12 protein-coding genes are annotated in these 16,222 nt (G+C 45.1%); 5 read left to right on the top strand and 7 right to left on the bottom strand.

The window, feature by feature from the left end; translation table 11 throughout:
- Window positions 1-46 precede the first annotated feature (46 nt).
- Both purD and purH read right to left on the bottom strand, forming a co-directional pair.
- Complete coding sequence (gene purD, locus B7C60_RS05275; RefSeq protein WP_099610754.1) at window positions 47-1,339, bottom strand: phosphoribosylamine--glycine ligase; 1,293 nt, start codon at window positions 1,337-1,339, stop codon at window positions 47-49.
- Window positions 1,340-1,433: 94 nt separating this feature from the next.
- Window positions 1,434-3,026 (bottom strand): bifunctional phosphoribosylaminoimidazolecarboxamide formyltransferase/IMP cyclohydrolase, encoded by a 1,593-nt coding sequence (gene purH / locus B7C60_RS05270; protein WP_099610753.1) that lies wholly within the window; start codon window positions 3,024-3,026, stop codon window positions 1,434-1,436.
- Window positions 3,027-3,303: 277 nt separating this feature from the next.
- On the opposite strand from purH, the gene zntR reads away from it, so the two are divergent.
- From zntR to B7C60_RS05250, 4 genes are all read left to right on the top strand, one after another.
- Entirely contained in the window at window positions 3,304-3,702 is a 399-nt protein-coding gene (gene zntR / locus B7C60_RS05265; protein ID WP_099610752.1) for a Zn(2+)-responsive transcriptional regulator, read from the top strand.
- A 153-nt stretch (window positions 3,703-3,855) separates the two neighbouring features.
- Complete coding sequence (cadC, locus tag B7C60_RS05260; protein WP_099610751.1) at window positions 3,856-5,424, top strand: lysine decarboxylation/transport transcriptional activator CadC; 1,569 nt, start codon at window positions 3,856-3,858, stop codon at window positions 5,422-5,424.
- A 725-nt stretch (window positions 5,425-6,149) separates the two neighbouring features.
- Complete coding sequence (cadB, locus tag B7C60_RS05255; protein WP_099610750.1) at window positions 6,150-7,490, top strand: cadaverine/lysine antiporter; 1,341 nt, start codon at window positions 6,150-6,152, stop codon at window positions 7,488-7,490.
- A 120-nt stretch (window positions 7,491-7,610) separates the two neighbouring features.
- Window positions 7,611-9,746, top strand: coding sequence for a lysine decarboxylase CadA (locus B7C60_RS05250; protein ID WP_099610749.1), 2,136 nt, complete (start codon window positions 7,611-7,613; stop codon window positions 9,744-9,746).
- A gap of 237 nt (window positions 9,747-9,983) precedes the next feature.
- On the opposite strand, the gene fis is transcribed toward B7C60_RS05250, so the two are convergent.
- From fis to prmA, 3 genes are all read right to left on the bottom strand, one after another.
- Window positions 9,984-10,280 carry a DNA-binding transcriptional regulator Fis gene (fis, locus tag B7C60_RS05245; protein WP_000462885.1) on the bottom strand — a complete coding sequence of 99 codons (297 nt, stop codon included), beginning with the start codon at window positions 10,278-10,280 and terminating at the stop codon, window positions 9,984-9,986.
- A gap of 23 nt (window positions 10,281-10,303) precedes the next feature.
- Complete coding sequence (gene dusB / locus B7C60_RS05240; RefSeq protein WP_172953227.1) at window positions 10,304-11,272, bottom strand: tRNA dihydrouridine synthase DusB; 969 nt, start codon at window positions 11,270-11,272, stop codon at window positions 10,304-10,306.
- Between the two features lie 139 nt (window positions 11,273-11,411).
- Window positions 11,412-12,299: a 50S ribosomal protein L11 methyltransferase gene (prmA, locus tag B7C60_RS05235; RefSeq protein ID WP_099610747.1), complete on the bottom strand. Its 888-nt coding sequence runs from the start codon at window positions 12,297-12,299 to the stop codon at window positions 11,412-11,414.
- Between the two features lie 356 nt (window positions 12,300-12,655).
- Between prmA and B7C60_RS05230 the strand changes: the two genes are divergently transcribed.
- Window positions 12,656-14,269 (top strand): methyl-accepting chemotaxis protein, encoded by a 1,614-nt coding sequence (locus B7C60_RS05230; protein WP_099610746.1) that lies wholly within the window; start codon window positions 12,656-12,658, stop codon window positions 14,267-14,269.
- Window positions 14,270-14,373: 104 nt separating this feature from the next.
- Here B7C60_RS05230 and accC read toward each other — a convergent pair whose 3' ends face one another.
- Together accC and accB are read right to left on the bottom strand one after the other, a co-directional pair.
- Window positions 14,374-15,717, bottom strand: coding sequence for an acetyl-CoA carboxylase biotin carboxylase subunit (gene accC / locus B7C60_RS05225; RefSeq protein WP_099610745.1), 1,344 nt, complete (start codon window positions 15,715-15,717; stop codon window positions 14,374-14,376).
- A gap of 15 nt (window positions 15,718-15,732) precedes the next feature.
- A complete protein-coding gene (accB, locus tag B7C60_RS05220) occupies window positions 15,733-16,182 on the bottom strand; it encodes an acetyl-CoA carboxylase biotin carboxyl carrier protein (RefSeq protein ID WP_099610744.1) in 450 nt (149 codons plus the stop codon).
- Window positions 16,183-16,222: the final 40 nt, after the last annotated feature.

The following is a 16,222-nucleotide window of genomic DNA, read 5'->3' as shown; positions in this document are numbered from 1 at the left end:
GGATACCCGGCTTGTGAGACAACAGAGTTGCGATTAAGCGTTTGGATTACTTCTCCGCTTGCTCGCGGGCGATAGCGCGATAACCGATATCATGGCGGTAGAACATGCCTTGCCAGTGAATTTGCTTCGCTAACTGATAAGCATGTTGTTGGGCTTGATAAACCGTTTCACCCAGTGCCGTAGCACATAAAACCCGCCCACCATTGGTCAGCACCTCACCTTGTTGCTCGACGGTTCCAGCATGGAAAACTTTTTGGTCGTTTGTTGCTGTCGTGGGTAAACCGTGGATCACATCCCCTTTACGATATTCGGCAGGGTAGCCGCCTGCGGCTAAGACGATACCGATCGATGCGCGAGGATCCCAGTGTGATTCGACTTGGTCTAGTTTGCCATCAAGTGCGGCGAAGCATAACTCAACCAGATCCGACTGCATACGCATCATGATCGGCTGTGTTTCCGGATCGCCAAAGCGACAGTTGTATTCAATCACTTTTGGTGTGCCTGAATGATCAATCATGAGACCCGCATATAAAAATCCAGTATAAGGATGGCCTTCTTCTGCCATACCACGCACCGTTGGATAAATCACTTCCTGCATGATCCGTTCATGAATATCTGGTGTGACGACCGGAGCCGGTGAGTAAGCGCCCATCCCGCCCGTATTTGGGCCCGTGTCGTTATCACCGACGCGTTTATGGTCTTGGCTGGTCGCCATCGGTAATACATGTTCACCATCGACCATAACAATAAAGCTGGCTTCTTCACCCTCTAAAAACTCTTCAATCACAACTCGGCTGCCCGCGTCACCAAACGCGTTCCCTGCCAGCATGTCTTTAATGGCGGCTTCTGCTTCTTGCACCGTCATGGCGACAATAACGCCTTTTCCAGCGGCAAGCCCATCAGCTTTCACGACAATCGGTGCACCTTGCTCTCGCACATAAGCCAGCGCGGGTTCGATTTCGGTAAAATTAGCATAAGCCGCGGTTGGAATACGATGGCGAGCTAAAAAGTCTTTGGTAAAGGCTTTAGAACCTTCGAGTTGTGCTGCGGCCTGGGTTGGGCCAAATATGGGTAAATTAGCGCTACGGAAGGCATCGACGACGCCAAGTACTAATGGAATTTCTGGACCAACAATGGTCAGGTCAATCTGTTTTTGCTCAGCAAATGTCACTAAAGCAGCGATATCTTCGACCGCTATGTTGACGTTTTCTAACTTGGGTTCAAGCGCAGTACCGGCATTGCCTGGCGCAATAAATACGGTATCTACTTGAGGGTTTTGTGCGACTTTCCAGCCTAGAGCGTGCTCACGACCGCCAGAACCGATAACGAGAACTTGCATAAATAATTACCTTAAATTTTTATATTAGGCCCGAGGAAGAACAGATCCTAGGACCTAGGACCTAGAACCTAGAACCTAAAACCTAGAACCAAACTCAATGACGGAAATGGCGCATTCCAGTGAAGATCATCGCCATGCCGTGTTCATCCGCAGCGGCGATGACTTCTTCATCACGCATGGAACCCCCAGGCTGAATGACGCATTTAATCCCCGCTTGGGCCGCGGCATCAATGCCATCACGGAAAGGGAAGAATGCATCTGACGCCATGACACACCCTGCTACTGGTAAACCTTCATCAGCGGCTTTAATGCCTGCAATTTTCGCTGAGTAAACGCGGCTCATTTGCCCTGCGCCGACGCCAATCGTCATGTCGCCTTTGGCGTAAACAATCGCGTTGGATTTTACATACTTGGCCACCTTCCAGCAGAACAACGCATCTTTGAGTTCTTCTTCCGTGGGTTGACGTTTGGAGACGACGTTAAGGTCAGCGGTTGATACCATGCCGTGATCGCGTTCTTGCACCAGTAAGCCGCCATTGACCCGTTTCATATCCAAACCGGTAGTTTTGCTTGACCATTCACCACACTCTAGTAGACGAACATTTTTCTTCGCTGCCACCACTTCGACCGCTTGCGCTGAGACTTTCGGTGCAATGATCACTTCGACAAACTGGCGTTCCACAATCGCGTTTGCTGTTGCTGCATCAAGTTCTCGGTTGAAAGCGATAATGCCACCAAAGGCCGAGGTGGGGTCGGTTTGGTAAGCGCGGTTATAGGCTTCGAGAATATCGCTACCTAGGGCGACTCCACATGGATTGGCATGTTTGACAATCACACAAGCGGGTTCCACAAACTCTTTAACACACTCTAATGCAGCGTCGGTATCAGCAATGTTGTTGTAAGAAAGGGCTTTGCCTTGGATTTGGCGAGCGGTCGCAACCGAGGCTTCTTGAGGGGTTTCTTCTACGTAGAAAGCGGCAGATTGGTGGCTGTTTTCACCATAACGCATATCTTGCTTTTTGATAAATTGCTGGTTGAAAGTGCGAGGGAAGGTGGATTCTTCATCCCCTTCTGTGTTGTCACCATAAGAAGGAACCATAGTGCCGAAGTAGTTGGCAATCATGCCGTCATAGGCGGCGGTATGTTCAAATGCGGCAATGGCTAAATCAAAACGAGTTTCCTGTGTCACTGAGCGCTCGTTGGCATCCATTTCGGCAATCACTCGTGAATAATCTTTCGCATTCACGACAATGGTCACATCTTGATGGTTTTTGGCAGCGGAGCGCACCATAGTTGGCCCGCCAATATCGATATTTTCTACGGCATCTGCCAAAGTACAATCGGCGTTTGCCACGGTTTGAGCAAAGGGATACAGGTTAACCACCACCATGTCGATGGATTGAATGCCGTGCTCGGCCATGATCGCGTCATCTTGACCGCGACGGCCCAATATGCCCCCGTGAACTTTGGGATGAAGGGTCTTCACTCGCCCATCCATCATCTCTGGAAAACCGGTATAGTCAGACACTTCGGTCACGGTGATTCCTTGTTCCGCCAACAAACGAGCAGTACCGCCAGTGGAGAGAATATCGACACCTCGTTGCGCGAGGGCTTGCGCAAACTCAACAATACCAGTTTTATCGGATACGCTGATCAGAGCGCGACGAATAGGGCGAGCGTGGTTCATGCTTCCATTTTCCTTCAATTTATACGATGTTACATCGTGGACTATCACTAAAGAGCTTTACCACAATGGCCGATACTATGCGTTAACATGATGGCATTCCTCACTGGGGTAAAGGCCTTTTACTGATTATTTTAATGATGCATATTCTAGCGAGTTTATGTGAAAAGATCTCGCGCAATCGTTTGGCGTTGGGAAAATAACCGTTAAAAAGGCCTTTTTCAAGTAAAAATGCTGTTAGCAACGCGCACTTTAATCAGACAGAAAAAAGGATAAGCGGATGTTTCAAATTGGTGAATTAGCGAAACGTTGTGGGGTGTCGAGTGATACGTTGCGTTTTTATGAGAAAAATGCGCTGATCAAACCGGCCGGACGCAGTGAGTCCGGGTATCGTTTGTATAATGAAGCGAATGAACAGCAAGTCAGTTTTATTTTAAAAGCCAAAGCGTTGGGGCTTAGCCTTGATGAAATAAAAGAGTTGCTTGAGATTAAACTCGAAGCTACCGAGCATAGCTGTGCCGAAGTCAAGTCAATTACCAGTGCTAAGCTCAAATTGATTGATGAAAAAATTGCAGAGTTAAATCGAATTCGATCGGCACTGAAAAAAATCAACGATGCGTGTTGTGGCGATACTGATGATGATGCCAGTCACTGCTCAATTTTAGCGGCCTTAGAATAGCCCAACCTTAGTTTCCATTTTTGAGGCTTTTGAGTGTTAGTCTTGCGGAGTAAAAAATCAGTATAATTCGCCTCTTTTGTTATTGGATGGTTAGGGATGGATCGGTCGCGGTGAGATAACTCACTGCCTTTACTGTGACTTCATGGTGTACACATGGTTGGAAGATGCTTTCAAATCAACGACTGGATGCTAAGTGTTGATGAAAATAAATTGTATCGCCAAAATAGGGAAGTTTCGGTTGAGCCAAGATTGATTAATCTATTGTATTTTTTAGCAAAAAATGCTGGCGAAGTCTTTGGTCGAGAGGAATTAATCGAACATGTCTGGGGTGGCGCTATCGTCACCGATCAAGTGGTTACTCAATCTATTTTTGAATTGAGAAAATTGCTACGTGATGGACGTGAAGAAAACATTTCTTATTTAACGACGGTCCCTAAGCGAGGTTATAAATTAGTCGCCACAGTCACTGAAGTTTTTTCTGATCCTGTGCATCAATTGCAGGAAGGGGATCTTAGCCCACCAATCACTGTCGACGATGCCCGGGCCATTGAGCAAGAGGGCGCTGTTTCTTCTTCTGATATCACTTTCCCGGCGGCCCCATTAACTCGAGCATTTCAATTTCGTTGTACGACGACCAAAGATCATCATACGGCATTTAAACGCTGGCGAACTTTGATCTTTGATGTGTTATGGATCAGCGTGCTTATTATCGGCTTTGGCCTTTTTACCTATCATCAATCTGATATCTCGATCACTCAAGCGGTCGATACGCGTTTAATTGAATTTAGGTTTGATCACGGCTTTTCTCAACACGAGGAGCGTGCCGAATTAGCTGATGGGATGGTACAAAAATTAGCGGCAGATATAAGCCAAGTGACCCATTACCGTATCCGACTAAGTAAGGCACGCTTTGCATCGGGAATATTACCGGGAAAAACCGTGACTGTATTGGTTAAAGAGCAAGAGGGTAAGGCTTATCTGGATCTGGAATACCGAAATAATGCATCCGGTACCATTTTATTTAGTCGTCAATATTTGTTGGTTCCTCCACACTTGAATCGTGTGCTTAAACAGGTCTCGCTTGACTTAATGCAGGCCTTACAGGTCGTTGATGCTCAAAGTCATGTAGAGCAGTTAATGGCTGATCTGCCGGTGAATCACCAAACACTTTCTCAATTAATTCGAGCGCATCATTATTTGAATACCTCACAACCTGAATCATTTCAACGTGGGATTCAATTATTAGAGCAAGTATTACGTGCTGAGCCAGACAATCGTTATGTGCAAGCAGAATTATTAGTGGCTTATTATGTGCAAGTCGCTTTAGCACTCGAGCAAGCGTTAGCGCAAGATCGAATTAATCAACTGACCTATCAGCTCATCAACTCCACTCAATTGGCTGACGTTGACATTCAAGGGCGCATTGTTGAAGCGTTAGCGCTGCATGAAATTGTATCCAACCGCCCTGAACAGGCGCATATTTATTTGCAGCAAGCATTTACCCAGCGTGAATCGGTATTAGGCTATGTGTTGCGGGGTAAGCTTTTTGAATTAAACGGGGATATGGAGGCTGCCAGTGATGCTTATAGCGAAGCTTTTTATATTGATACCTCATTAGAAACCTATTTATTATGCGAAAACCTAGCGTTTTATAGCAACTTAAAATCAATTGATTATGCGCTTTATCGTTCAGTACACCCTTCTGTAACCACCGTGCTATAGCCTTTACGGATAACGTAAACTGACGGTTATGGCGATGATGCGCTTTCCTGTTATCTTGGATGATTGGAAGGCGTTGCCTGGTTGATCCATCCTTCTTACTCATCTTATTTCTTACTTACGACGCTTCTTACTTAGGACAGTTTTCCCGCTACTGCTTTTCCCTTGCTTGTTCAATGATCAGGTCGATTTGATCGCAAGATCGTTCTCAATCCACGTGTTGCGTTAGGAGTGGTGGAACGGTTGCGCACGATGAAAAAATCACTCAGCTATGCTTCCCTTTAACGGTTTAAGTATACCCAAACAACTTGGAGTTGCAGGTAGGCGGCAAGTGAGTGAATCCCCATGAGCATAGACAGGCTATGTGATTGGGGTGAAAGAACGTAGCCAACACCCCTGCAGCTTCAAGTAGGAAGGGTATAAAGGTTGATAACTTTATTGGGTATAAAGATGAATCGTGTGGGGTGGTTTATATCTTTATATTTTTCCTATCGACACAATTATTTTCCAATAAGGCTTTGTATTTTAAAGTGTTTATATTTTTGATTTTTATCAGCTTGTGACCAAAATAAAGATTTGGTCATTTTTTTATTGATAATCACATCTTGATTTTTTCTGCGCTTTTTCAGCGTAACCTTCGCCCTGTTCAGTGAAGGAGCCTGCTTGTGTTGCGCTCTTTTACTTCTGAGGGTTTGAGCAAATAGCTCGTGGAAAAATCGGGAGACGTTATGTCATCGAGTACCAAAAAAATTGGCGTTATTGCCTGTACTGGAGTCGTCGCAGGTAACATGATGGGCAGTGGCATTGCCTTGTTACCATCAAGTCTGGCGACCGTTGGATCTATTTCTTTATTTAGTTGGATTATCTGCATTATTGGTGCGTTGAGTCTGGCTTTTGTTTTCGCACGTTTAGCGACAAAAAACCCACAAGAGGGTGGCCCGATTGCTTATGCTGGGGAAGTGTCACCAGTGTTTGGTTTTCAGGCTGGCGTACTCTACTACCATGCTAACTGGATTGGTAATCTCGCGATTGCCATTACGGGTGTTTCTTATCTTTCTGTTTTCTTCCCTATTCTGAATAACCCGGTTCCTGCTGGTTTGGCAACCATTGCTTCTGTATGGCTTTTTACCTTGGTTAACTTACTTGGTGGCAGCTGGGTGAGCCGTTTATGTACGATTGGTTTGGTGCTGATTTTGATCCCGGTTCTTGGAACGGCGTTATTTGGTTGGATGAATTTTGATATGGCCATTTATCAGCATAACTGGAATGTGTCTGCTGGTAGTGATAGTCATGCAATCATCAGCGCGGTACTTATTTGTTTATGGTCGTTTGTGGGGGTTGAGTCTGCTGCGGTTTCTTCCGGTATGGTTCACAATCCAAAACGCACTGTTCCATTAGCAACCATGCTGGGTACAGCATTGGCCGGTGTTATTTATATTGTTTCAACTCAGATGATTAGTGGCCTTTTCCCTGCGGGTGAAATTGCCGCTTCTGGTGCCCCTTTTGCGATGGCAACCACCAATTTATTTGGTAGTTGGTCTGCACCTTTTGTGTCTGCCTTTACCGCATTAGCCTGTTTTACGTCACTAGGTTCTTGGATGATGTTGGTAGGTGAAGCCGGTAAACGTGCGGCGGCTGATGGTAACTTCCCGAAAGTTTATGGTGAAACGGATAGTAATGGTGTACCGAAAAAAGGCTTAATCCTTGCGTCGCTGAAAATGACAGCCTTAATGATTGTGTTGATGTTGTTTAGCTCGCAAACCGCTCATGCCGCGGACATCTTTAGTCAACTTACGACCGATGCGGTACTACTGACCATGCTGCCTTATTTTTACTCCAGCATTAACTTGATTCGCTTTGAAGGTATGACTACCCGTAATGGTTTTGTCATGCTCTTCTCTGGTGTTGCTTGTGCTTTTTGTATGATTGCGCTTGCAGGAGCAGAAGGAAGCACACTGACCGCAACCTTCATCATTTCATTAGTCATATTGATGTTCTACAGCAAAAAAGCCGGTTTTGCTCAATACCATGAATCGCATAAGCAGCGCGTTTCGACGTCAGCAGCTTAATTCCTCAATGCTAGCGCTCGCAATACCGAGCTTGCGCTAGTCAATTAATTTCTTTGGCGTTCCTAATACTCACTATCAGGTTAGATAGGGAGCGCCTTCTTTCGTCTTGGAGATGTCCAAATGAATATTTTTGCTATCTTGAACCACATGGGTGTGTTCTTTAAAGAAGAGCCAGTGCGCCAACTGCATGCGGCTTTAGAAAAAGCGGGTTATGAAGTGGTTTATCCGGTTGATGACAAAGACCTGATTAAACTGATTGAAATGAACCCTCGTATCTGTGGTGTGTTGTTTGACTGGGATAAATACTCACTGGAACTGTGCGAGCGCATCAGTCAGGTCAATGAAAAATTGCCAGTGCATGCCTTTGCCAATGAGCAATCGACCCTGGATATTTCTTTAACTGATCTGCGTTTGAACGTGAGCTTTTTCGAATATGCTTTAGGCATGGCCGATGATATTGCGATTAAAATCAATCAGGCGACACAAGAGTATAAAGAGGCGATTATGCCTCCGTTTACCAAAGCACTCTTTAAGTATGTCGAAGAAGGTAAATATACCTTCTGTACACCTGGACACATGGGCGGCACCGCATTTCAAAAAAGCCCTGCAGGTAGCATCTTCTATGATTTCTACGGTCCAAATACATTCAAAGCAGACGTATCCATTTCTATGCCTGAATTGGGGTCATTGCTTGATCACTCAGGCCCACATCAAGAAGCAGAAGAGTACATTGCTCGCACCTTTAATGCTGATAGCTCTTACATTGTGACTAACGGAACGTCGACCTCAAACAAGATTGTTGGCATGTTCTCCGCTCCTGCGGGTAGCACAGTGTTAGTTGACCGTAACTGTCATAAATCGCTCACTCATCTGATGATGATGACCGATGTCACACCGATTTATTTCCGTCCTACTCGTAATGCTTACGGGATTTTAGGCGGTATTCCGCAACGTGAATTTAGCCGTGAAGTGATTGCAGAAAAAGTCGCAAACACACCGGGTGCTAGCGCACCAAGCTATGCGGTTGTCACCAACTCAACTTACGATGGTTTGCTTTACAATACTCAGTTCATTAAAGAGTCGTTAGATTGTAAACATATCCACTTCGATAGTGCTTGGGTGCCTTACACTAACTTTAACGCGATTTATCAAGGTAAGTGTGGCATGAGTGGTGAAGCGATGCCGGGTAAAGTGTTCTACGAAACACAATCAACCCATAAGTTGCTTGCCGCTTTCTCACAGGCATCGATGATTCATATTAAAGGTGAATTTGATAAAGAGTCCTTCAATGAAGCCTTTATGATGCACACTTCAACCTCACCGCAGTACGGGATTGTCGCTTCAACTGAAACTGCGGCGGCCATGATGCGCGGTAATACCGGGCGCAAATTGATGCAAGATTCTATCGATCGTGCAGTGCGCTTCCGTAAAGAGATTAAACGGTTGAAAGGGGAAAGCGAAAGCTGGTTCTTTGATGTTTGGCAACCTGAAAATATTGAAACCACGGAATGTTGGAAGTTAGATCCTAAAGAGAACTGGCATGGTTTCAAGGATCTCGATGATAACCACATGTACCTTGATCCGATCAAAATTACCCTACTAACGCCAGGAATGAGCAAGGATGGGGAGCTTGAAGGTTCGGGTATTCCAGCCTCTTTGGTAGCGAAATTCTTGGATGAACGCGGTATTGTGGTGGAAAAAACCGGCCCTTATAACTTGCTGTTCCTATTCTCGATTGGGATTGATAAGTCAAAAGCGATGCAATTGCTACGCGGCTTAACCGAATTTAAACGTGGTTATGATTTGAACCTAACGATCCGTACGATGTTGCCAGCACTGTATAAAGAAGATCCAAGTTTCTATGAAGGCATGCGCATTCAAGAGTTGGCGCAAGGTATTCATGATCTGATTAAAAAATATCAATTGCCTGAGTTGATGTATAAAGCATTTGATGTATTACCTGAAATGAAAGTAACCCCTCATGCGGCTTGGCAGCAAGAATTACGCGGTCAAACTGAAGAAGTGAAACTTAGTGAGATGGTAAACCGAGTTAGTGCTAATATGATTTTGCCTTATCCTCCGGGTGTTCCTTTGGTGCTTCCTGGTGAAATGGTGACTGAAGATTCTCGCCCAGTATTGGAATTTTTAGAAATGCTGTGTGAAATTGGTGCTCACTATCCAGGCTTTGAGACCGATATTCACGGTCTGTATCATCAAAATGATGGCAGCTATACGGTGAAGGTACTAAAAGCCTAGCCACGAATCCGGTGAGTGGTGGTTCGGGAAAACGATGGATGCTAAATCTGACGCCTTTCCACTCACTGTTAATGATTCAATCAAGAGCCCAATCGGGCTCTTTTTTCTTTTCTTCACTTCACACAACTCAAGCATCAGCGTTGGGCCGTCTAAAATGGTTTATAAGGTCGTTTAATAAAAAAGGGCCTACCCTTTAAAAGATAAGCCCTTTATAAATAATAGGTTAACTAATGGCTATTAGTTCATGCCGTATTTTTTCAGTTTTTTACGAAGTGTACCGCGGTTGATCCCCATCATGGTTGCTGCGCGAGTTTGGTTTCCACGCGTATACTGCATGATGGTGTCGAGCAGTGGCTGCTCAACTTCAGCTAGAACTAATTCGTAGAGTTCAGTGACTTCTTGACCATTTAACTGGGCAAGATAGTTTTTAAGAGATGCTTTAACGGAATCGCGCAGGGGTTTTTGCGTGATTTGATCTTGTGAAGTGACAGTAGTGACGGTTAAAGCTTCTGAAGTCAGATTTTGTTCGAACATATTCGGTCTAGCTCTTCTCTTAATTATGATGCAACGTTATCAAAATAACCTTCAAGCGCTTCTAGTTGCAGCGATGCTGCTTCTATCGCGTTGAAGGCACGGCGAAACTCACTTGCTTGCTCATGTTCTTTTAGGTACCAGCCTACGTGTTTACGCACGATTCTAGGCCCTAAATACTCACCATAAAACTGATGGAGAGCGCTTACATGACCAAGCAAAATGGCTTTTACTTCCATCACTGGAAGTTCAGGCATGGTGGTACCGTTTTCCAAATAGTGTTGGATTTCCTGAAAAATCCATGGGCGGCCTTGGGCTGGGCGTCCAATCATTAAAGCGTCGGCCCCTGTGTATTCCAGTACCTGTTTGGCTTTTTGTGGAGAATCAATATCTCCATTAGCGATGACAGGAATACTGATGGCTTGCTTAACGGCTTTAATGCTGTCGTATTCTGCCTCTCCTTGGTACATACAAGCTCGAGTGCGCCCGTGAAGGGCAAGTGCTTGTATGCCGCAGTCTTCGGCTAATTTAGCGATATAGACACAGTTTTTATGCGCTGTATCCCAGCCAGTTCGGGTTTTGAGTGTTACCGGAACATTCACTGCATTGACGACGGCTTTGAGGATACCTTCTATAATATCCGGATAGCGTAATAGTGCAGAACCGGCTAGCTTTTTATTCACTTTTTTGGCTGGGCAGCCCATGTTGATGTCGATGATTTGTGCACCGTTTTCAACACTAAACTGCGCAGCTTCGGCCATCAGCTGTGGATCGCTACCTGCAATTTGTACAGAACGAATGCCCGATTCGCCTTCATGTACCATGCGGTTTTTCGATTTGTCTGTTTTCCATAGTGCCGGATTGGATGACATCATTTCACTGACTGCCATTCCTGCACCATAACGGAGACACAACTCTCGAAACGGTCTATCGGTGACACCGGCCATCGGGGCAACGATGAGATTGTTGTTAAGTTGATGATTTCCGATTTTCAAAACGTCTTCACAGCTTCGTACCAGCAAGGGCGCGCATTTTACGCATTTTTTTACTGTGTGAAAAGACTAATATTTGAGCGTTAGCAAATTGTTTTTGCAAATAGTCTATTTTTCAATCAATTAGCGTATAAACTTATCACTAGCCTTGTTTTCGCCCAGTGATTCGGCACCACTCTTCTTGCTCGATAATCGGATCAATACTCAATTCATCACGATAATAGTTAGCGACATCTTGAGCTTGGGTATTGAGTACACCAGACATCGCCAGTTGCCCTCCGGGTTTAATCAGGCTTTTAATGACAGGGGAAAGCTCACGTAGTGGCCCAGCTAGAATATTGGCGACCACGACATCGGCCATTAAATTTTCCGGCTGATTTTGTGGCAGGTAAACCTCAATTTTATCGGCAACGCCATTACGAGCGGCGTTATCTTTAGAAGCGAGTAATGCTTGTGGGTCAATATCGATTCCGATTACTTTTGCTGCACCGAGTTTAATCGCAGCAATGGCGAGAATACCGGAGCCGCAACCAAAATCGATGACGGTTTTACCGGATAGATCGAGTGAATCTAGCCATTGTAGGCACAACGCTGTCGTTGGGTGTGTTCCGGTTCCAAAAGCCAGACCCGGGTCGAGAAGAACATTGACAGCATTTGGTTCAGGGATCTCCCGCCAGCTTGGACAGATCCATAACCGTTGACCAAATTTCATCGGGTGAAAGTTATCCATCCATTCCCGCTCCCAGTCTTTATCTTCAATCTGTTCAATTTTATACGCAAAGCCATCAGCCAGTAGCTGGCTTGCTTGAATCTGCTGAATGACGCGTTGTGTGTCGATTTCAGCGTCATAAAGGGCCAGTACATCCGTATCCCCCCATAAGCGAGTTTCACCCGGAAGAGGTTCAAAAACAGGGGTATCCTTTGCATCGAGAAAGGTGACAGACAATGCACCAGTTTTTTCCATTAACATATCGCTAATGGGCTCGGCATTTTGATTGGTGGCGTTAAGTTTAATTTGAATCCAAGGCATGGAGATCGGCTCTTTAGAGGGTTGGTTAACGATTGAGATTAAGTGTAAGAGAAAAGAGCTGGTAACGAAACAGATAGATCTCATTACCTGTTCATTTGCATATTTTCTAATAAGGTGGTGTTGATGAATATGATTTGGTGCCAAGCTCGCAATTTGCAACGGCTTCTCTACATGATTACTAAATTGCAACAGAATGTCTACAACGCCAAATGTAGCTAAAAAAATCAGTTGCTTATGTATTTTGTTGCTTATTTTTTTCTGGAACGATATTTGCTCAGTGATATTTTCAGCAGTTGTAATCAGTATAAATACAGCAATGAAATGTCATCGTAAGGGACTTGGTGGGAGGCAATAATATGAGAAATAATGGGCCAGTGACAAATAAGGAAGTGTACTTTAATGGACTCGGTGATCTTGTATCGATCACCGATACGCAAGGAAAAATTCGCTATGTTAATGATCCTTTTATAACGATTAGTGGTTATTGCACGGAAGAGCTGATGGGGAGTGACCATAATATGGTTCGCCATCCTGATATGCCGCCTGCCGCGTTTAAAAGTTTATGGGAGACCGTCCGATCAGGCAAAAACTGGCGTGGCATGGTTAAAAACCGTTGTAAAAATGGCGATCATTATTGGGTTGATGCGTTTGTCTCTCCGATTACCCAAGAGGGGGAAATCATTGGCTTTCAGTCGGTACGTTCAGAACCGACTAGAGAGCAAGTTAGCCAAGCTGAAGCGCTTTATAAGCAGATGAAAGCCGATCCAACCAAGTTGTTACCTAAGCCCAATTGGTTGCAGAGACTCACCTATGCTTCTCTGTATACTAGCTTGAGTTGTTTTGCATTGCTGATGTTGATATTTTCGGTCACTCAAATCGATATGACTCAGCAGTGGCCAATTTTAATATCGTTAGCGCTTACCACGGTTGTGTTGATTTTCCAACTCTATTTGATTCGAGGCAGATTGCTTAAGCAAGTGGAAATCATGTCGAGGACATTACGCAGACTTGCTACGGGAAATTTAACGGAAAACATTCAGTTAGCAGGCGAAGATGAAATGGGTTTACTGATTCAAAATAGTAAAATGATCCAAGCTCGTTACAAGGCGGTTCTTGGGCGCATGCAAGAAGTGACTCAAGATTTAGTTATTTATGCTGGTAAAATGTCGGAGCATAGCCATTCAATGCAGAATGAGATGGGCTCTCAATCCATACATACTACCCAAGTGGCGAGCGCGATGACGGAGATGACCGCAACGGTTATCGAAGTCACCGAGAGTATTGTGCAAACTGCTCATGCTGCTGACGAAGTTCAACAAAAAGTGCGTGAAGGTGACCAGTTAGTTGAAAGTGCCGTGATGAGTATGGGTAAATTTATTACCGAGTTGGAGCACACGATTCAACAGATTATTACTGTTTCTGATGAGAGCCAAAAAATTAGTACGGTGACGGAGTCTATCAGTTCGATTGCTGAACAAACCAATTTATTAGCTTTGAATGCTGCCATTGAAGCCGCGCGCGCTGGGGAGCAGGGCCGTGGTTTTGCGGTTGTTGCCGATGAAGTCCGCGAACTAGCGACGAGAACCCAGCAAGCAACACAGGATATCCGTTCTATGCTGGAGAGTCTCAAGTTGGGGATTGCTCAATCATCGGAAACTATTACTCAGAATAGTAATCATGCCAAGGTGGCACTTGATAATGTGAATAAATCCCAGCAAAACTTTAATGATATTCGTGTGCAAGCAGATGCGGTTGCTGATATGAGTGAACAAATCTCTTCTGCCGCCGCACAGCAAGAGCAGGCTACGCGTGAAATGAGTGAATCGGTAGAGAAAATTAGTGAACAAAGTCGAACGACTGAGAGTAAGGCGGAACAGTTGCAAACTTTAGCTGAGAACTTGAATAAGCAAGCACAAGAGTTAGGTATTACATTAGGTGGTTTCAGGTTAACTCAGCAAAAGACATCATGATGTTATATTCCTTCTATTTTAAGTGGTTGCGGTATTAGCCAAGTCCGTTTACCTCATGAGCATGGTGTATCTATGCTCATGAGGATTATTAACAGGCCAATAGATTATTGCATGCCAAGCTTTTTCTCCAAATAGTGGATATTTGTGCCACCATTTTGGAAGTTTTCATCTCTCATGATCATGTCTTGCAAAGGAATGTTGGTTTTAATTCCTTCAATAATCATTTCGTCTAACGCGTTACGCATACGAGCAATCGCCACATTACGGTTTTCACCATAGGTGATGAGTTTACCGATCATTGAGTCATAGTATGGCGGAACGGTATAACCGGAATAAATATGTGATTCCCAACGAACTCCCATTCCTCCTGGAGTATGGAGGCGAGTGATTTTACCCGGACAAGGAAGGAAGCGTTCAGGATCTTCGGCATTAATTCGACATTCCACCGCATGGCCACGGATCTTAATATCATCTTGCGTAAAGGAGAGTGGTTGGCCAGCGGCAATACGTAATTGCTCTTTGATCAAATCAACGCCAGTGATCATTTCGGTTACGGGGTGCTCAACCTGAATTCGTGTGTTCATTTCGATGAAGTAAAATTCACCATTTTCATACAAGAATTCAAAGGTACCTGCACCACGGTAGCCGATTTCGATACAAGCACGAGTACAGCGTTCACCGATGTATTTACGAACTTCTTCGGTAATTCCCGGAGCTGGCGCTTCTTCGACCACTTTTTGGTGACGACGCTGCATGGAGCAGTCACGTTCTCCTAAATAGATCGCATTGCCTTGGCCATCGGCTAACACTTGAACTTCAACGTGACGTGGGTTTTCTAGGTATTTCTCCATATATACCATGTCGTTGTTGAACGCCGATTTTGCTTCTGCGCGGGTCATATTGATGGCTGGAATGAGCTCTGCTTCACTGCGAACTACGCGCATACCGCGGCCACCGCCACCGCCTGAGGCTTTGATGATAACGGGATAGCCGATGCGTTTAGCGTGAGCTTTGTTTTTGGCATCATCGTTATCGAGTGGCCCATCTGACCCCGGTACACAAGGAACACCGGCTTTTTTCATTGCTGTAATAGCGGAGACTTTATCCCCCATCAAGCGAATGGTCTCCGCTCTTGGGCCAACGAAGATAAAGCCACTACGCTCAACTTGTTCGGCAAAATCGGCATTTTCTGATAAAAAACCATAACCTGGGTGGATAGCAATCGCCCCTGTCACTTCAGCGGCGGAAATGATACGAGGAATATTTAGGTAGCTATCGATCCCTTTTGCTGGGCCAATACAGACAGTTTCATCCGCCAGCAGAACATGTTTCAAATCACGGTCAGCGGTGGAGTGGACGGCAACAGTTTTGATGCCTAATTCTTTACATGCACGAAGAATACGAAGCGCAATTTCGCCTCGGTTCGCGATGACTAATTTATCTAGCATAACAACACGCCTCGATTATTCGATGACCACAAGAGGTTGGTCGAATTCTACTGGCTGACCATCTTCGACTAAAATTTCTGTTACCACGCCTGATTTATCGGCTTCGATTTGATTCATCATTTTCATGGCTTCTACGATACATAGAGGGTCGCCTGCTGAAACGCTTTGTCCTACTTCAATGAACGATTTTGCCTCAGGACTCGGCGAGCGGTAGAAGGTGCCAACCATTGGAGAAAGCACTTGATGACCCGTTGGTACTTTCGCTGCTGGTGCAGCGGTTTCAGCCACCGGAGCGGGCGCAGGTGCGGCAGTTGGAGCCGGTGCTGCAGCGTAATGAACCGGAGCGGTTGGCGCTGGATTATGGCGACTGATACGTACTGATTCTTCGCCTTCAGAGATTTCTAGCTCAGAAATGCCAGATTCTTCCACCAATTCGATCAGTTTCTTGATTTTACGAATATCCATTGTTTCTTTCTCTTTTATCTTGTGAGTAAGACAACCCAGT

It is taken from the genome of Vibrio fujianensis (assembly GCF_002749895.1).
Taxonomy (GTDB): Bacteria; Pseudomonadota; Gammaproteobacteria; order Enterobacterales; family Vibrionaceae; genus Vibrio; species Vibrio fujianensis.
The sequence above is the reverse complement of the archived record's forward strand: the minus strand, read 5'-3'. Positions and strand labels throughout refer to the sequence as shown.